General features: G+C 57.2%; 24 protein-coding genes. 21 read left to right on the top strand and 3 right to left on the bottom strand.

Going from position 1 to position 22141, the window contains the following annotated elements; genetic code table 11:
- The first annotated feature begins 1 nt into the window (after nt 1).
- The 11 genes from phnF to phnP all read left to right on the top strand — a co-directional run bounded on the left by phnF (nt 2) and on the right by phnP (nt 8079).
- Nucleotides 2-727 carry a phosphonate metabolism transcriptional regulator PhnF gene (gene phnF, locus EoCCA6_RS13920; RefSeq protein WP_152083149.1) on the top strand — a complete coding sequence of 242 codons (726 nt, stop codon included), beginning with the start codon at nt 2-4 and terminating at the stop codon, nt 725-727.
- Nucleotides 728-1180 (top strand): phosphonate C-P lyase system protein PhnG, encoded by a 453-nt coding sequence (gene phnG / locus EoCCA6_RS13915; protein WP_152083148.1) that lies wholly within the window; start codon nt 728-730, stop codon nt 1178-1180.
- The gene (gene phnH, locus EoCCA6_RS13910; protein ID WP_003860219.1) at nt 1177-1761 is read left to right on the top strand and encodes a phosphonate C-P lyase system protein PhnH; all 585 of its coding nucleotides are present in this window, start codon (nt 1177-1179) and stop codon (nt 1759-1761) included. Before phnG ends, phnH begins: the two co-directional genes overlap by 4 nt.
- Nucleotides 1761-2825 carry a carbon-phosphorus lyase complex subunit gene (locus EoCCA6_RS13905; RefSeq protein ID WP_152083147.1) on the top strand — a complete coding sequence of 355 codons (1065 nt, stop codon included), beginning with the start codon at nt 1761-1763 and terminating at the stop codon, nt 2823-2825. Before phnH ends, EoCCA6_RS13905 begins: the two co-directional genes overlap by 1 nt.
- Nucleotides 2818-3663 (top strand): alpha-D-ribose 1-methylphosphonate 5-phosphate C-P-lyase PhnJ, encoded by an 846-nt coding sequence (gene phnJ, locus EoCCA6_RS13900; protein WP_152083146.1) that lies wholly within the window; start codon nt 2818-2820, stop codon nt 3661-3663. Before EoCCA6_RS13905 ends, phnJ begins: the two co-directional genes overlap by 8 nt.
- A complete protein-coding gene (gene phnK, locus EoCCA6_RS13895) occupies nt 3660-4415 on the top strand; it encodes a phosphonate C-P lyase system protein PhnK (RefSeq protein ID WP_152083145.1) in 756 nt (251 codons plus the stop codon). The genes phnJ and phnK overlap by 4 nt, the downstream gene beginning before the upstream one ends.
- Before the next feature lie 107 nt (nt 4416-4522).
- Nucleotides 4523-5203, top strand: coding sequence for a phosphonate C-P lyase system protein PhnL (gene phnL / locus EoCCA6_RS13890; protein WP_152083144.1), 681 nt, complete (start codon nt 4523-4525; stop codon nt 5201-5203).
- Nucleotides 5200-6336, top strand: a complete 1137-nt coding sequence (phnM, locus tag EoCCA6_RS13885) for an alpha-D-ribose 1-methylphosphonate 5-triphosphate diphosphatase (RefSeq protein WP_152083143.1) — start codon at nt 5200-5202, stop codon at nt 6334-6336. Before phnL ends, phnM begins: the two co-directional genes overlap by 4 nt.
- Nucleotides 6333-6884, top strand: a complete 552-nt coding sequence (gene phnN, locus EoCCA6_RS13880; RefSeq protein ID WP_152083142.1) for a ribose 1,5-bisphosphokinase — start codon at nt 6333-6335, stop codon at nt 6882-6884. The genes phnM and phnN overlap by 4 nt, the downstream gene beginning before the upstream one ends.
- Nucleotides 6877-7311, top strand: a complete 435-nt coding sequence (phnO, locus tag EoCCA6_RS13875) for an aminoalkylphosphonate N-acetyltransferase (protein ID WP_152083141.1) — start codon at nt 6877-6879, stop codon at nt 7309-7311. Before phnN ends, phnO begins: the two co-directional genes overlap by 8 nt.
- A 9-nt stretch (nt 7312-7320) precedes the next feature.
- Entirely contained in the window at nt 7321-8079 is a 759-nt protein-coding gene (phnP, locus tag EoCCA6_RS13870) for a phosphonate metabolism protein PhnP (protein WP_152083140.1), read from the top strand.
- A gap of 81 nt (nt 8080-8160) precedes the next feature.
- On the opposite strand, the gene yjdP is transcribed toward phnP, so the two are convergent.
- Nucleotides 8161-8475, bottom strand: a complete 315-nt coding sequence (yjdP, locus tag EoCCA6_RS13865; RefSeq protein WP_152083139.1) for a DDRRRQL repeat protein YjdP — start codon at nt 8473-8475, stop codon at nt 8161-8163.
- 69 nt (nt 8476-8544) lie between these two features.
- Nucleotides 8545-8994 carry a bifunctional allose-6-phosphate isomerase/ribose-5-phosphate isomerase RpiB gene (gene rpiB, locus EoCCA6_RS13860; protein WP_152083138.1) on the bottom strand — a complete coding sequence of 150 codons (450 nt, stop codon included), beginning with the start codon at nt 8992-8994 and terminating at the stop codon, nt 8545-8547.
- 349 nt (nt 8995-9343) lie between these two features.
- Between rpiB and EoCCA6_RS13855 the strand changes: the two genes are divergently transcribed.
- The 6 genes from EoCCA6_RS13855 to alsK all read left to right on the top strand — a co-directional run bounded on the left by EoCCA6_RS13855 (nt 9344) and on the right by alsK (nt 15435).
- On the top strand, nt 9344-10234 hold the full coding sequence (locus EoCCA6_RS13855) for a MurR/RpiR family transcriptional regulator (RefSeq protein ID WP_152083137.1): 891 nt from the start codon (nt 9344-9346) through the stop codon (nt 10232-10234).
- A 64-nt stretch (nt 10235-10298) separates the two neighbouring features.
- Nucleotides 10299-11234, top strand: a complete 936-nt coding sequence (gene alsB, locus EoCCA6_RS13850) for a D-allose transporter substrate-binding protein (RefSeq protein ID WP_152083136.1) — start codon at nt 10299-10301, stop codon at nt 11232-11234.
- Nucleotides 11235-11309: 75 nt separating this feature from the next.
- Nucleotides 11310-12842, top strand: a complete 1533-nt coding sequence (gene alsA, locus EoCCA6_RS13845) for a D-allose ABC transporter ATP-binding protein AlsA (protein ID WP_152083135.1) — start codon at nt 11310-11312, stop codon at nt 12840-12842.
- Nucleotides 12821-13801: a D-allose ABC transporter permease gene (gene alsC / locus EoCCA6_RS13840; protein ID WP_152083134.1), complete on the top strand. Its 981-nt coding sequence runs from the start codon at nt 12821-12823 to the stop codon at nt 13799-13801. Before alsA ends, alsC begins: the two co-directional genes overlap by 22 nt.
- A 10-nt stretch (nt 13802-13811) precedes the next feature.
- Nucleotides 13812-14507 carry a D-allulose 6-phosphate 3-epimerase gene (gene alsE, locus EoCCA6_RS13835; protein ID WP_152083133.1) on the top strand — a complete coding sequence of 232 codons (696 nt, stop codon included), beginning with the start codon at nt 13812-13814 and terminating at the stop codon, nt 14505-14507.
- Nucleotides 14491-15435 carry an allose kinase gene (alsK, locus tag EoCCA6_RS13830; protein WP_152083132.1) on the top strand — a complete coding sequence of 315 codons (945 nt, stop codon included), beginning with the start codon at nt 14491-14493 and terminating at the stop codon, nt 15433-15435. Before alsE ends, alsK begins: the two co-directional genes overlap by 17 nt.
- Here the strand turns inward: alsK and EoCCA6_RS13825 are convergent.
- Nucleotides 15389-17665: an ATP-binding protein gene (locus EoCCA6_RS13825; RefSeq protein ID WP_152083131.1), complete on the bottom strand. Its 2277-nt coding sequence runs from the start codon at nt 17663-17665 to the stop codon at nt 15389-15391. The two genes, alsK and EoCCA6_RS13825, sit on opposite strands and share 47 nt — an antisense overlap.
- A 181-nt stretch (nt 17666-17846) precedes the next feature.
- Here EoCCA6_RS13825 and EoCCA6_RS13820 point away from each other — a divergent pair, with 181 nt between their 5' ends.
- The 4 genes from EoCCA6_RS13820 to EoCCA6_RS13805 all read left to right on the top strand — a co-directional run bounded on the left by EoCCA6_RS13820 (nt 17847) and on the right by EoCCA6_RS13805 (nt 22132).
- Nucleotides 17847-19367, top strand: a complete 1521-nt coding sequence (locus EoCCA6_RS13820; protein WP_152083130.1) for a sugar ABC transporter ATP-binding protein — start codon at nt 17847-17849, stop codon at nt 19365-19367.
- Nucleotides 19364-20359: an ABC transporter permease subunit gene (locus EoCCA6_RS13815; protein WP_152083129.1), complete on the top strand. Its 996-nt coding sequence runs from the start codon at nt 19364-19366 to the stop codon at nt 20357-20359. The genes EoCCA6_RS13820 and EoCCA6_RS13815 overlap by 4 nt, the downstream gene beginning before the upstream one ends.
- Before the next feature lie 31 nt (nt 20360-20390).
- The gene (locus EoCCA6_RS13810; protein ID WP_152083128.1) at nt 20391-21332 is read left to right on the top strand and encodes an ABC transporter substrate-binding protein; all 942 of its coding nucleotides are present in this window, start codon (nt 20391-20393) and stop codon (nt 21330-21332) included.
- Nucleotides 21333-21445: 113 nt separating this feature from the next.
- Nucleotides 21446-22132 carry a D-lyxose/D-mannose isomerase gene (locus EoCCA6_RS13805; protein ID WP_152083127.1) on the top strand — a complete coding sequence of 229 codons (687 nt, stop codon included), beginning with the start codon at nt 21446-21448 and terminating at the stop codon, nt 22130-22132.
- Nucleotides 22133-22141: the final 9 nt, after the last annotated feature.

Below are 22141 nucleotides of genomic sequence, written 5' to 3'. Positions count from 1 at the left end.
TATGCACTTATCCAGACATCCGACCAGTTACCCGACCCGCTGGCAAGAGATTGCGGCAAAGCTCGAAGTGGAACTGCGCACGCACTACCGCTGCGGAGATTACCTGCCTGCCGAACAGCAGCTTGCCGATCGCTACGAAGTGAACCGCCACACGCTGCGCCGCGCCATTGACCAACTGGTTGAGCGCGGCTGGGTACAGCGCCGTCAGGGCGTCGGCGTGCTGGTGCTGATGCGCCCGTTCGACTACCCGCTGAACGCCCAGGCGCGCTTTAGCCAGAACCTGCTGGATCAGGGTAGCCACCCCACCAGCGAAAAGCTGCTCTCGGTGCTGCGTCCGGCCTCCAGCCACGTGGCGGACGCGCTGGGGATTCAGGAAGGCGACAACGTTATCCACCTGCGCACGTTGCGCCGGGTCAACGGCGTGGCGGTGTGCCAGATCGACCACTACTTTGCGGACCTGACGCTCTGGCCTGTGCTGCAAAACTTTGCCAGCGGTTCGCTGCATGACTTCCTGCGCGATGCCACCGGCATTGCGCTCAAACGCACCCAGACGCGCATCAGCGCCCGCCGCGCGCAGGCGAAAGAGAGCAAGGTGCTGGAAATTCCCAACATGGCCCCGCTGCTCTGCGTGCGCACCCTCAACCACCGTGACGGCGAGATCAACGCGACGGAATACTCCGTCAGCCTGACCCGCGCCGACATGATTGAATTCACCATGGAGCACTGAATGCATTTCGATACTTCCACCCGTCAACGCTGGATGCGCGTGCTGGCCCATAGCCAGCCTGCTGCGCTGTGCAGCCGCATGAACGCGCTCGACCTGACGCCAGACTACGACACTATCCGCGCACCGGAAATCGGCCTGGTGCAGATCCAGGCGCGCATGGGCGGCACCGGCGAACGCTTCTTCGCGGGCGATGCCACTCTCACCCGCGCGGTGATCCGCCTGAACAGCGGCACGCTGGGCTACAGCTACGTGCTGGGTCGCGACAAACAGCACGCCGAGCGCTGCGCGGTGATCGACGCCCTGCTGCAGGAACAACCGCATTTCCAGACCTTAATGGAAACCCTTATCGCCCCGCTGGAAGCTGACCGCGCCGCACGACTTGCCGCACGTCAGGCCGAAGTGAACACCAGCCGGGTCAACTTCTTTACGCTCGTTCGCGGAGACAACGCATGACGCTTCAACCTGCTTTTACCCTGGCCGTCCAGGATGCCCAACAGAGTTTTCGTCGCCTGCTGAAAGCCATGAGCGAGCCGGGCGTGATCGTCTCGCTGCACCAGCTTTCGCAGGGCTGGCTGCCGCTCAATCTCGCCTCCACCAGCGTGTTGCTGACCCTCGCCGACAACGACACCCCGGTGTGGCTTTCGGGCGCATTGCTGAACGATATCGCCAGCCAGAACCTGCGCTTCCACACCAACGCCCCGCTGGTTGAGCAGCCGCAGCAGGCGGTCTTTGCCGTGGCCGACGAGCAGATCAGCCATGAACAGCTGAATGCCCTGAGCGAAGGCAGCGCCGTCGCCCCGGAGACCAGCGCCACGCTGATTTTGCAGGTCTCCAGCCTGAGCGGCGGGCGCATGTTGCGTCTCACCGGCGCGGGTATCGCCGACGAGCGCATGGTCGCGCCGCAGCTGCCGGAGTGCATCATTCATGAACTCACTGAACGCCCGCACCCGTTCCCGCTCGGTATCGACCTGATCCTGACCTGCGGCGAGCGCCTGCTGGCGATCCCAAGAACCACCCACGTGGAGGTGTGCTGATGTACGTTGCCGTTAAAGGGGGCGAGAAGGCGATCGCCGCCGCCCATGCGCTGCAGGAGCACAGACGACGGGGTGATGAAGCGCTTCCCGAGCTGAGCGTCGCCCAGATTGAGCAGCAGCTTAACCTCGCCGTCGACCGCGTAATGACCGAAGGTGGCATCGCCGACCGCGAGCTGGCGGCGCTGGCCCTGAAGCAGGCCAGCGGCGATAACGTGGAAGCCATCTTCCTGCTGCGCGCCTACCGTACCACGCTGGCGAAGCTGGCAGTGAGCGAGCCGGTGAAAACGGCGGAGATGCGCCTGGAGCGCCGAATTTCTGCCGTTTATAAGGACATCCCCGGCGGCCAGCTGCTCGGCCCCACCTATGACTACACTCATCGCCTGCTGGATTTCACCCTGCTGGCGAACGGCGAAGCACCGCAACTCAATACCGCGGAACCTCAGCAAGATCCTTCCCCACACGTCTTTAGCCTGCTGGCGAAACAGGGGCTCGCTAAAGCAGAAGAGGATTCAGGCGCTACGCCGGACGACATCACCCGCACGCCGCCGGTTTACCCGTGTTCACGTTCTTCGCGCCTGCAACAGCTGATGCGCGGCGATGAAGGCTATTTGCTGGCGCTGGCCTACTCCACCCAGCGCGGCTACGGGCGCAACCACCCGTTTGCGGCAGAGATCCGCAGTGGCTACCTCGACATCGAAATTGTGCCGGAAGAGCTGGGTTTTGCGGTGAACGTCGGTGAACTGCTGATGACCGAGTGCGAAATGGTCAACGGTTTTGTCGCGCCTGAAAACGAAGCTCCGCACTTTACCCGCGGCTACGGGCTGGTGTTTGGCCTGGGCGAGCGTAAGGCCATGGCGATGGCGCTGGTCGACCGTGCACTGCAGGCACCGGACTACGGCGAACACATTTCCGGCCCGGCACAGGACGAAGAGTTCGTGCTGGCGCATGCGGATAACGTGGAAGCGGCGGGTTTTGTCTCGCACCTCAAGCTGCCGCACTACGTCGATTTCCAGGCCGAACTGGAACTGCTGAAACGCCTGCAACGGGAGCGCGAAAATGGCTAATTTAAGCGGCTACAACTTTGCCTATCTGGATGAACAAACCAAACGCATGATCCGCCGCGCCATTCTGAAAGCGGTGGCGATCCCTGGCTATCAGGTGCCGTTCGGCGGCCGCGAAATGCCGATGCCCTACGGCTGGGGCACGGGCGGCATTCAGCTTACCGCCAGCGTGATCGGCGAAGCGGACGTGCTGAAAGTCATCGACCAGGGGGCCGACGACACCACCAACGCCGTGTCGATCCGCAACTTCTTTAAGCGCGTCACCGGCGTCAACACCACTGAAAAAACCGAAGATGCGACGCTGATCCAGACCCGTCACCGCATCCCGGAAACCCCGCTTACGGAAGATCAGATTTTGATTTTCCAGGTGCCGATCCCAGAGCCGCTGCGCTTTATCGAGCCGCGCGAAACCGAAACCCGCACCATGCACGCCCTGGAAGAGTACGGGATCATGCAGGTGAAGCTGTATGAAGACATCGCCCGCTTCGGCCATATCGCCACCACCTACGCCTACCCGGTGAAGGTCAACGGGCGCTACGTGATGGACCCGTCTCCGATCCCGAAATTCGATAATCCGAAGATGGACATGATGCCTGCCCTGCAGCTCTTTGGTGCCGGACGTGAAAAACGCATCTACGCCGTCCCGCCGTATACGCGTGTCGAAAGCCTCGATTTCGACGACCATCCGTTTACGGTGCAGGAGTGGGACGAGCCGTGCGCTATCTGCGGCTCGAAGCATAGCTATCTGGACGAAGTGGTGCTGGACGACACGGGCAAACGGATGTTTGTCTGCTCCGACACCGATTATTGCCGCCAACAGAGCGAGGCGAACAGCCAATGAAACCGCTGCTTTCGGTTAATAACCTGACCCACCTGTATGCGCCGGGCAAAGGCTTCAGCGACGTGTCGTTCGAGCTGTGGCCGGGCGAAGTGCTGGGCATTGTCGGCGAGTCCGGCTCCGGTAAAACCACCCTGCTGAAGTCCATCTCCGCGCGCCTCGCGCCGCAACACGGCGAGATCCTGTATCAGGGACGCTCCCTCTATGGCATAAGCGAGGCCGAGCGCCGCCGCCTGCTGCGCACCGAGTGGGGCGTGGTACATCAACACCCGATGGACGGCCTGCGCCGTCAGGTCTCCGCCGGGGGCAACATCGGCGAACGGCTGATGGCGACCGGCGCGCGCCACTACGGCAACATCCGCGCTACGGCGCAGCATTGGCTGGAAGAGGTGGAAATCCCCGCCTCGCGCATCGACGACCTGCCGACAACCTTCTCCGGCGGTATGCAGCAGCGTCTGCAGATCGCCCGAAATCTGGTCACCCATCCGAAGCTGGTGTTTATGGATGAACCCACCGGTGGGCTGGACGTCTCGGTGCAGGCGCGCCTGCTCGACCTGCTGCGCGGTCTGGTGGTGGAGCTGAACCTCGCCGTGGTGATTGTCACCCACGATCTGGGCGTTGCCCGTCTGCTGGCGGACCGTCTGCTGGTCATGAAGCAGGGTCAGGTGGTGGAAAGTGGGTTGACCGACCGCGTGCTCGACGATCCACACCATCCGTACACCCAGCTGCTGGTGTCGTCCGTGTTGCAGAACTGATCGTGTTTTGCCGGGTGACGGCTTCGCCTTACCCGGCCTACGGACTGCACTCTTTGTAGGTCGGGTAAGCGAAGCGCCACCCGGCAACCCAAACCCACGAGGCCAAAATGATCCACGTTGAAAATGTCAGTAAGACCTTTGTGCTCCACCAGCAAAACGGCGTGCGCCTGCCGGTGCTGCAAAATGCCTCGTTAGAGGTCAGCAGCGGCGAATGCGTGGTGCTGCACGGCCACTCCGGCAGCGGAAAATCGACCCTGCTGCGCTCCCTGTATGCCAACTACCTGCCGGACGAAGGCCACATCCGCATTCGCCACAATGATGAATGGGTCGATCTGGTCCAGGCCCCGGCGCGCAAGGTGCTGGAAGTACGCCGCTCGACGATCGGCTGGGTCAGCCAGTTTTTGCGGGTGATCCCGCGGATCTCCGCGCTGGACGTGGTGATGCAGCCTCTGCTGGATCTCGGCGTGCCGCGTGAAACCTGCGCCGCCAAAGCCGCCAGCCTGCTGACGCGCCTTAACGTGCCGGAACGTCTGTGGCACCTTGCCCCGTCGACCTTTTCCGGCGGCGAGCAGCAGCGCGTCAATATCGCGCGTGGTTTTATCGTTGATTACCCGATTCTCCTGCTCGATGAACCCACCGCCTCGCTGGACAACAAAAACAGCGCGGCAGTGGTTGAGCTGATCGAGCAGGCTAAGGCTCGCGGGGCGGCGATCGTCGGGATCTTCCACGATGAAACCGTTCGCACCCGTGTAGCAGACAGATTGCACCCGATGGGGACAAACGTATGATTATTAATAACGTCAGGCTGGTGCTGGAAAATGAGGTGGTAGGCGGCTCGATTGAAATTCAGGACGGGGTGATCCGCGCCTTTGCTGAAACCCAGAGCCGTTCACCCGAGGCGATGGACGGCGAAGGGGGCTGGCTGTTGCCGGGACTGATTGAGCTGCATACCGACAATCTGGACAAATTCTTCACCCCGCGCCCGAAGGTCGACTGGCCAGCCCATTCGGCGATGAGCAGCCACGACGCGCTGATGGTCGCCAGCGGCATCACTACGGTGCTGGACGCGGTGGCGATCGGCGACGTGCGCGACGGCGGCGATCGTCTGGAGAACCTGGAGAAGATGATCAACGCCGTGGAAGAGACGCAAAAGCGCGGCCTCAACCGTGCCGAGCATCGCCTTCACCTGCGCTGTGAACTCCCGCACCACACCACGCTGCCGCTGTTTGAAAAACTGGTCGGCCGCGAACCTGTCTCGCTGGTTTCGCTGATGGACCATTCGCCGGGGCAGCGCCAGTTCGCCAACATCGAAAAGTATCGCGAATACTATCAGGGCAAATATTCTCTCAGTGACGCAGAGATGGCGCGCTACGAAAAAGAACAGCTTCAACTTGCGGCTCAGTGGTCGCAGCCGAACCGCCTCTCCATTGCCGCGATATGCCGGGACCGCAATATTGCGTTAGCCAGTCATGACGACGCTACGCACGATCATGTACGCGAATCCCACCAGCTTGGCAGCGTGATCGCCGAATTTCCCACCACGTTTGAGGCAGCTGAAGCCTCCCGCAAACACGGCATGAACGTACTGATGGGCGCACCGAACATCGTGCGCGGCGGTTCGCACTCCGGTAACGTGGCGGCAAGTAAACTCGCCTCGCTCGGCCTGCTGGATATCCTCTCTTCCGACTACTACCCCGCCAGCCTGCTGGATGCGGCATTCCGCGTCGCGGACGACGAAGGCAACAGCTTCACGCTGCCGCAGGCGATTCGCCTGGTGACGAAAAACCCGGCCTCCGCGCTTAATCTTCACGATCGCGGTGAAATTGCCGAGGGGAAACGGGCAGATCTGGTGCTGGCCCACCGTAAAGGTGAACACATCCATATCGACCACGTCTGGCGTCAGGGAAAAAGGGTGTTCTGATGGGAAGACTCATCTGGTTAATGGGGCCGTCCGGCTCCGGTAAAGACAGCCTGTTGTCCGCACTCCGGCAGCGCGAACATTCACAGCTGCTGGTGGCGCATCGCTACATCACCCGCGCGGCCAACGCCGGAAGTGAGAACCATATCGCTCTGAGCGAGCAGGAGTTTTTTATCCGCGCCGGACAAAACCTGCTGGCATTGAGCTGGCATGCGAACGGCTTTTACTACGGCGTCGGCATTGAGATCGACCTCTGGCTGCACGCAGGTTTCGACGTACTGGTCAACGGTTCGCGCGCGCATCTGCCACAGGCCAAAGCCCGGTATGAAGCGGCGCTGCTGCCGGTCTGCCTGCAGGTTTCGCCGGAAGTTCTGCGTAGCCGTCTGCAAAACCGGGGACGAGAAAACGCGCGGGAAATCGAGCAGCGGCTGGAGCGAGCAGCGCGCTACACCCCGTCGGGCTGTCATGTCCTCAATAACGACGGAAGTTTGCTACAGTCAGTCGATAACTTTTTATCGCTTATCCGTCAGAAGGAGAAACAGCATGCCTGACTGCCAGCTTCGCCCCGCCACTGCCGATGACGCGCAGACGGTTTACGCCCTGATCTGCGAGCTTAAGCAGGCAGAGTTCGATCACCAGGCGTTTCATACGGGCTATCTTGCCAATCTGCAGGATCACAACATGCGTTACCAGCTTGCCGAACTGGACGGGCAGGTCATCGGCATGATCGGCCTGCACATGCAGTTTCACCTGCATCACGCGCGCTGGATCGGCGAGATCCAGGAGCTGGTGGTGATGCCGCAGGCACGCGGGCTAAAGGTGGGCAGTCAGTTGCTCGCCTGGGCGGAAGACGTTGCGCGACAGGCCGGGGCTGAGCTGACTGAACTCTCCACCAGCGTGAAGCGCGTGGACGCGCACCGTTTTTACGTGCGAGAAGGATATACCCAGAGCCATTTCCGATTCACCAAACCGCTGTAGAGGTGCGTTATGAGTCTGACTATCACACTGACAGGAACCGGAGGGGCACAGCTGGTGCCGGTGTTTGGCTGCGATTGCGCGGCGTGTCGCCGGGCGCGCTTGCAGGAAAACTATCGCCGTCGCCCCTGCAGCGCGGTGGTCAAATTCAACGATGCAGTCACCTTGCTGGACGCGGGCATTCCGCACCTGATGGACGACTGGCCCGCGGGCAGCTTTCAGCAGTTTTTGCTCACGCATTATCATATGGATCACGTCCAGGGGCTGTTCCCTTTACGCTGGGGCGTAGGGGCGACGATTCCGGTCTACGGCCCGCCGGACGACGCAGGATGCGATGACCTGTTTAAACATCCGGGGCTGCTGGATTTCAGCCATACGCTGGAGCCGTTTGTGGTATTTGAACTCCAGGGACTGCGGGTTACGCCGCTGCCGCTCAATCATTCAAAACTCACGTTCGGGTATCTGCTGGAATCCGCCCACAGCCGCGTGGCGTGGCTTTCTGATACTGCCGGACTGCCGGAAAAAACGGTGAAATTCCTGCTCAACAACCAGCCGCAGGCGATGATCATCGACTGCAGCCACGAACCGCGCGCTGAAACGCCGCGCAACCATTGTGATTTAAACACCGTGATTGCGCTGAATGAGGTGGTTGGCTGCCCACAGGTGATTCTTACCCACATCAGCCATCAGTTTGACGTGTGGATGATGAATAACCCGCTACCGGAGGGTATTGAAGCGGGATATGACGGAATGGTGCTTGTGCTGGACTAGTTTTGCCGGGTGGCGGCTGCGCCTTACCCGGCCTACGATCCAGGGTTTTGTAGGCCTGCGTAAGCAAAGCGCCACCAGGCTTTAGCCTCGGTCGTAATCTTCTTCCAGCCTGCGCTCGTCATCTTCCAGACGACGCCGATCGTCATCAAGCTGTCGCTGACGCTCATCTAAGCGCTGGCGTCGGTCTTCTAACTGCCGGCGACGATCGTCGTACTGCCGGCCGTCGGTTTGGCGGTCGCGATCGTAACGATCGTTGTCATTACGGCTGCTGGGGTTATAGGCATCGTTGATCGCCTGCTGAATATTACCGATGGCATCATCAATAATGTCGGCGTGAGCCAGTTGGCTGGTGAGTGACAGCAGAGCAAATAACAACGCGGTTGAGTAATGTTTCATAAAGCCAGTCTCGCAGGTGGGCTGGCTTTACGGTAATGAACGACTGGAGCGAGAGGTAGCGGAGGAATCTCAATTCTGCGCCTGTTCAATTGCCGCAATCGCGTCGACTCGCACCTGATGTCTTCCACCCTCAAACTCAGCATCCAGCCAGGCATCGACAATCATTTTTGCCAGCTCCAGCCCGACCACGCGCGAGCCAAATGCCAGCACGTTAGTATTATTATGTTGACGGGAAAGCTGCGCAGAATAGGGTTCGCTACAGACCACCGCGCGAATACCGGGGAATTTATTGGCCGTAATCGAGATCCCAACGCCAGTGCCGCAGATCAAAATACCGCCGTCGACCTCATTATCGAGAATGGACTGTGCAACGGAACTGGCGTAGTGCGGATAGTCCGTTCGTTCAGAAGACCATGCGCCCTTATCTTTCACCTCCACACCACGTGCGTGCAGGTGAGCCAGAATGTCCTCTTTTAGAATAAAACCAATGTGATCGCAGCCGAACGCAATCCTTTTCATGGTGTGCCTCATGTGAGTTAACTTTACAAACATGATGAGTTTTGTGATTTAAGACCGGTAATTTGTGCAATAAACCGCCAAAACCATCGTATTGCTCTGTGTTCTACACGCCTGACTTTCACATTTCAATAGCATCCTGATCGCATAACGCGCTTACCCTGGGAGATATTCTTACCCAGCAATGAGATAATTTCTTGATTTTAAAAGGCATTAAAAAATCACTGAAAACACAAACTTCACGAAAAATAAAACTTTATGAATTTATAAATTTTGTGAAGTTATCAGCATATTTCTCAGGAATGATGTGGTGATATAGTGTCGTCTTCATTGTTAAGGACAAAAGAGAGCGATGAGCCAGCCAGAATTTGAAAAAGAGCTGCCTAATGGCATCGGCCTGGCACCTTACCTGCGCATGAGGCAGGAAGGGATGACGGATAACGAAAGCCGAATTGTTGACTGGTTGCTTCAGCCAGGGAATCTGAGCGGTGCGCCAGCGATTAAAGATGTAGCTGAGACGCTGATGGTCTCGGAAGCCATGATCGTTAAGGTGGCAAAACTGCTCGGTTTTAGCGGTTTTCGTAACCTGCGTGCAGCACTGATTGACTACTTTTCGCAATCTGAACAGGTGCTGCCCGCAGAGCTGGCCTTTGATGAAGCGCCGCAGGATGTGGTTAACAAAGTGTTCAACATTACCCTGCGCACGATTATGGAAGGCCAGTCCATTGTCAATGTGGATGAAATACACCGCGCGGCCCGCTTCTTTGCCCAAGCAAACCAGCGCGATCTGTACGGTGTCGGCGGCTCCAATGCCATTTGTGCCGACATCCAGCACAAGTTTTTACGTATTGGCGTGCGCTGCCAGTCCTATCAGGACGCGCACATCATGATGATGTCTGCCTCACTGCTGAAAGAAGGAGATGTGGTGCTGGTGGTGTCGCACTCCGGGCGCACCAGCGATGTAAAAGCCGCTGTAGAGTTAGCCAAAAAAAACGGCGCGAAAATTATCTGTATTACCCACAGTTATCATTCTCCGATAGCCAAACTTGCAGATTATATTATTTGTTCGCCAGCACCAGAGACCCCTTTATTAGGGCGTAACGCCTCAGCGCGTATATTACAACTCACATTATTAGATGCATTATTTGTTTCCGTTGCACAACAAAATATAGAACAGGCCACATTAAATATGCAAAAAACAGGCGCTATTGTGGATTTCTTTTCTCCTGGCGCACTGAAGTAAACAAAAAGGTTAATCCCGCACCTGCGGGATTAACAAAAATGTACCCTACGTTGAGAACACTGCTATGAATAAATATCTGAAATATTTCAGCGGCACCGTTATGGGCTTAATGTTATCCACCAGCGTATTTGCTGCTGCGGAATATGCGGTGGTATTAAAAACGCTCTCCAATCCATTCTGGGTAGATATGAAGAAAGGGATTGAAGATGAGGCTAAAACCCTGGGGGTGAGCGTTGATATTTTTGCCTCACCATCGGAAGGGGATTTTCAGTCTCAATTACAGCTTTTCGAAGACTTGAGTAACAAGAATTATAAAGGTATTGCTTTCGCCCCTCTCTCCTCGGTAAATCTGGTGATGCCCGTGGCGCGCGCCTGGCAAAAGGGGATTTATCTGGTGAATCTCGATGAGAAAATCGACATGGATAACCTGAAAAAAGCGGGCGGTAACGTGGAAGGTTTCGTCACCACGGATAACGTGGCCGTCGGGGCAAAAGGTGCCGCGTTTATTATTGATAAGCTCGGCGCACAGGGCGGTGAAGTGGCGATTATCGAAGGGAAAGCGGGTAACGCATCGGGCGAAGCACGGCGCAATGGCGCAACCGATGCCTTCAAAAAAGCAAGCCAAATCAAACTTGTTGCCAGCCAGCCTGCAGACTGGGATCGCATTAAAGCCCTGGATGTGGCAACCAACGTTCTGCAACGTAACCCGAATCTCAAAGCGTTCTACTGCGCAAACGACACTATGGCAATGGGCGTAGCGCAGGCTGTAGCAAACGCTGGTAAAACGGGCAATATTCTGGTGGTTGGCACAGACGGTATCCCGGAAGCCCGCAAGATGGTCGATGCCGGGCAAATGACCGCTACCGTCGCACAAAACCCAGCGGATATCGGTGCGACAGGGTTGAAACTGATGGTAGATGCGGCGAAAACCGGAAAGGTGATCCCACTGGAAAAAGCACCTGAATTCAAGCTGGTGGATTCAATTCTCGTAACGAAATAACGCAGACTTTGTGCAGATTGATGCCCTTACCCCATCCTCTCCCACAGGGAGAGGGTGAAAAAATAAGGAGTAAACATGGTCACGCCATATATTTCGATGGCGGGGATCGGCAAATCCTTTGGTCCGGTTCACGCATTAAAATCGGTTGATTTAACGATATTTCCTCACGAGATCCACGCATTATTAGGGGAAAACGGTGCCGGTAAATCAACCTTAATGAAAGTATTGTCGGGAATACATGAACCGACCAAAGGCACTATTACGATTAATGAAACCCATTACGACAAACTCGATCATAAACTAGCCGCCCAGCTGGGCATCGGAATTATTTATCAGGAACTCAGCGTCATTGATGAATTAACGGTGCTGGAGAATTTATATATTGGCCGACATCTGACGAAAAAGGTCTGCGGCGTCACAATTATCGACTGGAAAGAGATGCGCATTCGCGGCGCAATGATGCTCTTACGCGTCGGATTAAAAGTCGATTTAGATGAAAAGGTAGCGAATTTATCCATCAGCCACAAACAGATGCTGGAAATTGCCAAAACCTTAATGCTCAACGCCAGAGTGATCATCATGGATGAACCCACCTCTTCCTTAACCAATAAAGAGGTGGACTATCTGTTTCTGATCATGAATCAGTTGCGAAAAGAAGGCACCGCCATTGTGTATATCTCGCATAAGCTGGCAGAAATTCGTCGGATTTGTGATCGCTACACGGTGATGAAAGACGGCAGCAGCGTCTGCAGCGGCATGGTCAGCGATGTGACAAACGATGACATTGTGCGTCTGATGGTCGGTCGCGAGCTGCAAAACCGCTTTAATGCGATGAAAGAGAGCACCGGCAACATCGAACGCGACACCGTTTTTGAAGTGAAAAACGTCACCAGCCGCGATAAGAAAAAAGTGCGTGATATCTCGTTTAGCGTGAATCGCGGCGAAATCCTCGGTTTCGCAGGGTTAGTCGGCTCCGGCCGGACCGAACTCATGAACTGCCTGTTCGGCGTGGATAAACGCGCGAGCGGCGAAATACGCCTCAATGGCAAAACCATCTCCCCTCGTTCACCGCTGGATGCCCTGAAAAAAGGAATGGCCTACATCACCGAAAGCCGCCGGGAAAACGGCTTTTTCCCCAATTTTTCTATCGCCCAGAATATGGCAGTGAGCCACAGCCTGAAAAATGGCGGCTACAAGGGAGCAATGGGGCTGTTTCGCGAAAGCGAGGAGCAAAAAACTGCCGAAGTACAGCGCCAGTTGCTGGGGCTGAAATGCCATAACGTTGAACAGAACATCACCGAACTCTCCGGCGGTAATCAGCAAAAGGTACTGATTTCCAAATGGCTATGCTGCAACCCGGACGTCATCATTTTTGATGAGCCCACCCGCGGCATTGACGTCGGTGCCAAGGCCGAAATCTACAAGGTGATGCGCCAGTTGGCTGACGAAGGCAAGGTCATCCTGATGGTGTCATCCGAGCTACCTGAAATTATCGCCGTCTGCGACCGCATCGCCGTGTTCTGCGAAGGGCGACTGACGCAAATCCTGACCAATCGCGACGACATGGGCGAAGAGGAGATCATGGCATGGGCATTACCACAAGAGTGAAAGGCAATATGGATGAGAAAAAGCCGTTTAATTTCGCGCTGTTCTGGGACAAGTACGGCACTTTTTTCATCCTCGCGATCATCGTTGCCATCTTTGGCACGCTGTCGTCGGAATACTTTCTGACCACCAATAATATCACGCAGATTTTTGTGCAAAGTTCAGTGACGGTGCTGATTGGAATGGGCGAATTCTTTGCCATCCTGGTCGCAGGTATTGACCTCTCCGTCGGGGCTATCCTTGCGCTTTCCGGTATGGTGACAGCAAAGCTGATGCTGGCTGGCGTCGATCCGTTCCTCGCGGCTCTGATTGGCGGCGTGCTGGTCGGCGGCGCACTGGGGGCGATTAACGGCTGTCTTGTGAACTGGACCGGGCTGCATCCATTTATTATCACCCTTGGCACCAACGCCATTTTCCGTGGCATTACGCTGGTGATCTCCGATGCTAACTCGGTGTACGGCTTCTCATTTGACTTTGTGAACTTCTTTGCCGCCAGCGTATTAGGCGTTCCCGTACCGGTCATTTTCTCGCTCATAGTGGCCGTGATCCTCTGGTTCCTCACAACCCGCATGCGGCTGGGACGCAACATCTACGCGCTGGGAGGCAATAAAAACTCGGCGTTCTACTCCGGTATCGACGTGAAGTTTCACATGCTGGTGGTCTTTATCATTTCTGGTGTGTGTGCCGGGCTGGCGGGCGTGGTCTCCACCGCTCGTCTGGGTGCTGCAGAGCCGTTAGCCGGGATGGGGTTTGAAACCTACGCCATCGCCAGTGCCATCATTGGCGGCACCAGCTTCTTCGGTGGCAAAGGTCGCATCTTCTCAGTCGTGATTGGCGGTCTCATCATCGGCACCATCAATAACGGGCTCAACATTTTACAGGTTCAAACCTATTACCAGCTGGTGGTGATGGGCGGGTTGATTATTGCCGCTGTCGCCCTCGATAGATTGATCAGTAAGTAAGGAATTCACAATGAAAATATCACCCTCCCTGATGTGTATGGATCTACTGAAATTCAAAGAACAGATTGAATTCATTGACCAGCACGCGGATTACTTCCATATCGACATCATGGACGGCCATTTTGTGCCAAACCTGACGCTGTCGCCATTCTTTGTCGGCCAGGTGAAGAAGCTCGCCACCAAACCGCTGGACTGTCATCTGATGGTGACACGTCCGCAGGATTACATTAGCCAGTTGGCACAGGCTGGAGCGGATTTCATCACCCTGCACCCCGAAACGATCAACGGCCAGGCCTTTCGCCTGATAGATGAAATTCGCCGTCATGGCATGAAAGTCGGGCTGATCCTCAATCCAGAAACTCCGGTTGAGGCAATGAAATACTATATTCACAAGGCAGACAAAATTACCGTTATGACCGTCGATCCCGGCTTTGCTGGTCAGCCGTTCATTCCGGAAATGCTGGATAAAATTGCGGAACTGAAAGCCTGGCGCGAACGCGAAGGGTTGAGCTATGAGATTGAGATCGACGGCTCCTGCAATCAGGCTACGTATAAAAAACTGATGGCCGCCGGGGCAGACGTCTTTATCGTCGGGACATCCGGCCTGTTTAACCATGCAGAAAATATCAGTGATGCATGGCAATTGATGGCCGGACAGATCCTGTCGGCAAGAAACGAGGGCGTTCCTCATGCAAAAACAGCCTGATGTTGTCGCCGGAGTGGATATGGGGGCAACCCATATCCGTTTTTGCCTGCAAACAGGCGATGGCACTGTGATCCACTGCGAGAAACAACGAACGTCAGAGGTCATCAGCTCTGGCGTGGTCATTGGCGTCACGGAAATGATTAACGCGCAGTTGCAGCATTTTCAGGTTCGCTGTCGCGGTCTGATGATGGGCTTCCCGGCGCTCGTGGGCAAAGATAAACGCACCATTATCTCTACGCCAAATCTGCCGCTTCAGGCAACAGAACTGTTCGACCTGGCAGGTAAGCTGGAAGATGCGCTGAGCTGCCCGGTAGAGTTTTCCCGCGATGTTAACCTGCAGCTCTCGTTTGACGTCGTGCAGCACAACCTGCAGCATCAACAGGTGCTGGCGGCTTATCTCGGTACGGGTATGGGATTTGCCATCTGGCTGAACGGTGCCCCCTGGACCGGCGCTCATGGCGTAGCAGGCGAACTCGGGCACATTCCACAAGGCGATATGACCCGTCATTGCGGCTGTGGCAACACGGGATGTCTGGAAACCGTCTGCTCCGGCATCGCGCTGAAACGATGGTATGAACAGCAGCCGCGTGAGTATGCGATTGGTGAAATTTTTACCGTCGCGCGTGATGAACCCTTTGTGCAGCAACTGCTGGCTCATGCAGCTCGCGCTATCGCCACCAGCATCAATCTGTTCGACCCGGACGCAGTGATCCTTGGCGGTGGGGTGATGGACATGGACGCCTTCCCGCGCGAAACGCTGATTGCCGGGATAAAACAGCATCTGCGGCGTCCGCTGCCGTATGAGGCTGTGCGCTTTATCACCGCATCGTCATCAGCCTTTAACGGCGCACAGGGCGCGGCGACACTGGCGCGCTGTCAGTTTATGTCATCACCTTGCGCAGCGCCTGCGCCAGCTGTACACGGGTAAACGGCTTACGCAGCTGTTCCACGTCCGGTAGCTGCGGGTTATTCGCCGGACGGAGATCCTGCCCGCTGATCAGCAGCACCGGTAGCTGCGGATGATGGCTGCGCACCTGGTGAATCACTTCGGCACCGCTCAGGCTTCCCGGCAGCATTAAGTCGCTGATAAACATGCCAATGTCTGGCGATATCTCCAGCATCTTCAGCGCCTGCTCACCGCTTTCCGCTTCAAGCGTGAGGTAACCAAGCTGATGAAGTTGCTCGCACAGGGTCTGGCGAACATCGGCTTCATCTTCCAGCACCAGCACCAGTTGCTCGCTTTCAACGGTTGCCGTCGTCGCCAGCGTTTCATCATGAGGAACAACCGAAAGCGCCGAACGTGGCAACTGGAGGCGCACCGTTGTACCCTGGCCCGGCGCACTTTCGATCTCAACGCGTCCACCTGACTGGCGCACAAAACCATACACCATCGACAGCCCTAACCCGCTCCCACTCCCGGTCTGCTTGGTGGTGAAGAACGGCTCAAAAACCTGCGATTTCACCTCCTGTGACATCCCGCTTCCGTGATCGATAACCTCCAGCGCCACCATATCCTCCCGGCGTCCGTCACTGCGGGTCACGCGCTGGTTCCAGGTGCGGATCTTTATCACGCCAGCCTGCCCCTCCATCGCGTCGCGGGCATTCATCACCAGGTTAATAATGGCGTTTTCCAGCTGGCTGACGTCAATCCACGCAGGCCATGCGGGAGATTGCGCTTCAATTTCCAGCGTGATGGTGGCAGGTAAGGAATGGCGCATTAGCTCGCTGAGATTTTCCAGCAGCGGTTTCAGCTCCACCGCATGCGGATGCAGAGACTGCTTACGGGAGAAGGCCAGCAGACGCTGGGTCAACATGGCTCCGCGCTCAGCCGCTTTCAGCGCGCGGGTGATGCGCGGCGCATCCGGGGAGTCCGGATCGGTCAGTTCCAGGCTGCCGATAATCACCGCCAGCAGGTTGTTGAAATCATGCGCCAGCCCGCCCGTCAGTTGCCCGACGGCCTTCATCTTCTGGCTATGTAACAGCGCCTCTTCCAGTCCCTGACGCTCGATGCGGTCAATCTCCATCTGCGAAGTCTTTTCTTTCAGCAGCCGCGTGGTGTGCTCAAGCGATGCGGTATTGCGGGCAAAAACGTTAAACGCACGCGCCAGTTCACCCAGCTCGTCGCGCCGCTGCAATGCGGGCACCGACACATCCGGCTCCCCGTGAGCCAGCCGCGACATCGCGCGTGAAATGGCCGTCAGGTTGGAGCCAAGGTTGCGGTAGATATACCAGCAGGCGCAGCCGGTGATGATCAGCGCCAGTACCGCGAACACGCTGATAAACACGCTGATCGAGCGCAGTTCCTGATGACTCTGGTCAGTACGCAACGTGGAGGCCCGCGCTACCTGTTCCACATACTGATTGATATCGCTGTTGAGTATCGCCACCAGCGCTTTGATGTGAAACATATACCAGCTGATAGAGAGATCGCTCTCTTCCAGCAGCTTCGACAGCGGAGCGAGTTTGCGCAGCTCGTCGTTAAAATCGGGCAGAACAAAATCCACCACCGGTTGCGTCGCACGGCGGGGCAACGTCGCCGTCACCGTATCCAGTTGCTGCACCGTAGCGCGCGGCGAAGGGGTTCCGATAGCGGCAACGATCAGTCGATCCATTTCCATAAGCTGCCGCGCATCCGGCACGTTGCTGCCGTAACGACGGTTGATATCCTGCAGATGGCGCAGATAGCTCTGGCTCTGGTAGAGCGAGCTGAGCAGCGCGTTACGCTCCAGATGGCGTCGCTGCCCGCGCTCCAGCATCCCCGTCACGCTTTGCTGTAATTCATTACTGCGACGAATAATTCTCGCCACCAGCGCCGGTTCCTGCTGTGCCAGAGGCGCATCGGCAAGCTGCTCCAGCGAATGCCGCAGTGCCGTTTGAGACTGTTTCAGCCTGTCCGCTTCGCCTTTGTACTCCAGCGCCCCCACGACCTGAGAAAGCCGCACCGCCGCCGTCGCCACGTTCGCCGTGTCACGCGCAAGGTTCATGCTGCCGGTCATGTCATCCAGCGTTTGCTGCTGCACCTGCTCCTGAATCTGGCTGGCATGGCGAAAGCCGAGCACCGCCACGCCGCTCACCATCAGCGTTACGGCGACCACCAGCAGATTGAAAATCAGCAGGCGGCCTCGGGCGCTGGCGAAGAACGGGGGACGTGGGGACATGTATTCGGGCTCCTCTGCGGTTTGGTGCCCTCACCCTGGCCCTCTCCCACAGGGAGAGGGAAAAGAGAAATGTGACGGCGATTAACTATTCATAACTATGACAAATATGAACGGCTTCTGACATTTTGCATTTACGCACCTGTGATGAAGTGCAGATATCGACATTCACAGGAGATCCGCCATGAGCAGAACCCCGGTATTAGAGATGCGCAGCATTGCCAAAACGTTTGGCAATTTCCACGCGCTCAAGGGTGTGGATTTGACGGTCTTCCCCGGTGAGATCCACGCGCTGATGGGGGAAAACGGTGCGGGAAAAAGCACGCTGATGAAGATCCTCGCGGGGGCCTATACCGCCACCGGGGGCGAAATCCTGATCGACGGCCAGCCGTTTCATATCAGAGGGCCAAAAGACGCCCTGGCCGCAGGCATTACTTTGATTTATCAGGAGATGCAGCTCGCGCCCAATCTGACCGTCGCCGAAAATATCTTCCTCGGCAGTGAGCTGTCACGCGGCGGGCTGGTGCAACGCAAAGAGATGGCCGCCCAGGCGCAGGCGGTAATCGACCGCCTCGGCGCGCAGTTTAACGCCACCGATCTGGTGATGAAGCTGACCATCGCCGAGCAGCAGCAGGTGGAAATCGCCCGCGCGCTGCACCGCAACAGCCGCATTCTGGTGATGGATGAACCCACCGCCGCCCTCTCCTCGCGGGAAACGCATCGTCTGTTCGAACTGATTTTGCGCCTGCGCGATGAAGGCATGGCGATTATCTACATCAGCCACCGCATGGCGGAAGTTTATGAACTTTCTGACCGCGTCAGCGTTCTGCGCGACGGGCAATACGTCGGCAGCCTGACGCGCGACAAACTGAACGCGTCAGAGCTGGTGCGCATGATGGTTGGTCGACCGCTCAGCGACCTGTTCAACAAAGAGCGTGATATCCCGCTCGGCAGCCCGCGCCTCAATGTGCATCACCTCACCGATGGCAAAAAAGTATTGCCCTGCAGTTTGCAGGTGCGTTCCGGCGAAATCGTCGGGCTGGCGGGGCTGGTCGGGGCCGGACGCTCCGAGCTGGCGCAGCTGATCTTCGGCGTGCGCAAAGCCACGGGCGGCATGATCGAGGTCGACGGCGAACCGGTGGTGATCCACTCCCCGCGCGCGGCCATCGAAAACGGCATCGGTTTTCTCACCGAGAACCGCAAGGAGCAGGGGCTGTTTCTGGAACTGGCGGCGCAGGAGAACATCACCATGGCGACGCTGGAGCGCGACGCCACCTTCGGCATGCTTAACCGTAAAAAAGCGCAGTCGATTTCCGATGACGCCATCGCCCTGCTCAACATTCGCGTGCCGCATTCTCAGGTGCGCGCGGGCGGACTCTCCGGCGGCAACCAGCAAAAACTGCTGATCTCCCGCTGGGTGGCGATCGGCCCGCGCATTCTGATTCTGGACGAACCTACGCGCGGCGTGGACGTCGGCGCGAAAAGCGAGATCTACCGCATCATGAACCAGATGGCGCGCAAAGGCGTGGCGATTTTGATGATCTCCAGCGAGCTGCCGGAAGTGGTGGGCATGAGCGACCGGGTGTACGTGATGCGGGAAGGCAGCATCGCGGGCGAACTGCATGGGCGCGACATCTCTCAGGAAAACATTATGACGCTGGCAACCGGCGTGAACGACACTCATCATCAGGCGGTGCAATCATGACAACTCCAACCCATCCGCAGCAGGTGGCGAAATCCGCCTCCGCCAAAAAAATGCTGATGAGCGATCTGATGCAAACGGTCGGCATTTTACCGATTTTGATCCTGATTGTGGCCGTATTTGGCTTTATCGCCCCTAACTTCTTCACCGAGAGCAATCTGCTCAACATTACCCGTCAGGCGTCGATCAACATCGTGCTGGCGGCGGGGATGACCTTCATCATTTTAACCGGCGGGATTGACCTCTCCGTGGGCTCGATTCTGGGTACCACGGCGGTGGCGGCGATGGTGGTGTCGCTTATCCCGGAATTCGCGATGCTCTCCATTCCGGCCGCGCTGATGCTCGGCATGGTGCTGGGGCTGTTCAACGGCGCGCTGGTCGCCTTTGCCGGGCTGCCGCCGTTTATCGTCACCCTCGGCACCTATACGGCGCTGCGCGGCGCGGCATATCTGCTGGCAGACGGGACCACGGTGATCAACTCCAGTATCAGCTTCGAGTGGATCGGCAATAACTATCTCGGCCCCGTGCCGTGGCTGGTGGTGATCGCCCTTGCGGTGATCGTGATTTGTTGGTTCATTCTGCGCCGCACCACGCTGGGCGTTCATATCTACGCGGTCGGCGGCAACATGCAGGCGGCACGCTTAACCGGCATCAAGGTCTGGCTGGTGCTGTTGTTTGTGTATGGCATGAGCGGCCTGCTCTCAGGCTTAGGCGGCGTGATGAGCGCCTCGCGTCTCTACAGTGCCAACGGCAATTTAGGCATGGGTTATGAGCTGGATGCGATTGCGGCGGTGATCCTCGGCGGCACCAGCTTCGTCGGCGGGATCGGCACGATCACCGGCACGCTGGTCGGCGCATTGATCATCGCCACCCTTAACAACGGCATGACGCTGATGGGCGTCTCCTACTTCTGGCAGCTGGTGATCAAAGGGGCGGTGATCATCATAGCGGTGCTGATCGACAAATACCGTACCCGACACCACCAAAGTGCATAACAACAAAACCCTACGAGTGAGGAAATACAGCATGAGATTAAAGCCCTTAGTGACCGCGCTCTGTGCTGGCGCGCTGCTGGCCGCAACGCCGTTTGCGCAGGCAAAAGATCTGAAATCCATCGGCGTGACGGTGGGTGACCTGGCTAACCCGTTCTTCGTGCAGATCACCAAAGGTGCCGAGCTGGAAGCGCGCAAGCTGGCGGGCGATAACGTCAAGGTGACGCTGGTCTCCAGCGGTTACGATCTGGGTCAACAGGTGGCGCAGATCGACAACTTTATTGCCGCTAAGGTCGACATGATCATCCTCAACGCGGCAGATTCCAAAGGGATCGGCCCGGCGGTGAAACGCGCGAAAGAGGCGGGGATCGTCGTCGTTGCGGTTGACGTGGCGGCGGAAGGGGCCGATGCGACCATCACCTCCGATAACACCCAAGCAGGCGAGATGGCCTGTAAGTACATTACCGACCGCCTGAAAGGCAAAGGCAACGTGGTGATCATCAACGGACCGCCGGTCTCTGCGGTTCAAAACCGCGTGGAAGGCTGTCAGACCGAGTTCAAACGCCACCCGGATATCAAAGTGCTCTCGGACAACCAGAACGCGAAAGGCAGCCGTGAAGGCGGTCTGGAAGTGATGACCTCCCTGCTGGCGGCGAATCCGAAGATCGACGGCGTGTTCGCGATTAACGATCCGACGGCGATCGGTGCCGATCTGGCGGCGAAACAGGCGCAACGTAATGAGTTCTTTATCGTTGGCGTGGATGGTTCCCCGGATGGTGAAGAAGCGCTGAAGCGGGAAAACTCCCTGTTTGTGGCGACCCCGGCGCAAGATCCGCAGGTGATGGCGGCAAAAGCGGTGGAGATTGGCTATGACATTCTCCAGGGCAAACCTGCACCAAAAGAGCCTGTGCTGATCCCGGTGACGATGATCGATAAAAAGAACGTCGGCACGTATAAGGGGTGGACGGTTAAGTAATCCCCTCACCCTAACCCTCTCCCCCAAAGGGAGAGGGAACGATTACACCCTCTCCCTTTGGGGGAGAGGGCTGGGGTGAGGGGTACATTTTGCACATAATCGAAGGAGTCCCCATGAAACGCTCCGAAATTAACGAAATCCTCGGCCACACGCGGCAATTCTTTTCCATGCATGATGTGCATCTCCCACCGTTTGCCAGCTTTCCGCCAACAAAATGGCAGCAGCTTGACCCGGCCGCATGGCAGGAAGTGTTCGACCTCAGGCTCGGCTGGGACGTGACGGCATTTGGTGGCAACAACTTCGCTGCAGAGGGCCTGACGCTGTTTACTCTGCGCAACGGGTCCCCCAACGGCGTGCCCTATGAAAAGTGCTATGCCGAAAAAATCATGCATGTGCGCGACGGCCAGGTGACGCCGATGCATTTTCACTGGCGTAAACGGGAAGACATCATCAACCGTGGCGGTGGAAACCTCATCATTGAGTTATGGAATGCCGGCGCGCATGAAGAGACCGAGAACACTGACGTGACGGTCACGATCGACGGCTGCCGTCAGACCCACGCGCCCGGCAGCCAGCTACGCCTCACACCAGGGGAAAGCATCTGCCTGACGCCCGGTCTGTACCACAGCTTCTGGGGGGAACGCGGCTTTGGCGACGTGCTGGTGGGCGAAGTCTCATCCGTTAACGACGACGAACACGACAACCACTTTTTGCAGCCCATCGCCCGCTATAACAACATTGAAGAAGACGAACCGGCGGTGCTGGTGTTGTGCAACGAGTACAACCTGTTTCGGATATAAGGAGTGAAT

Source organism: Enterobacter oligotrophicus (assembly GCF_009176645.1).
GTDB lineage: Bacteria > Pseudomonadota > Gammaproteobacteria > Enterobacterales > Enterobacteriaceae > Enterobacter > Enterobacter oligotrophicus.
This window is presented reverse-complemented; position numbering and strand designations above follow the sequence as displayed.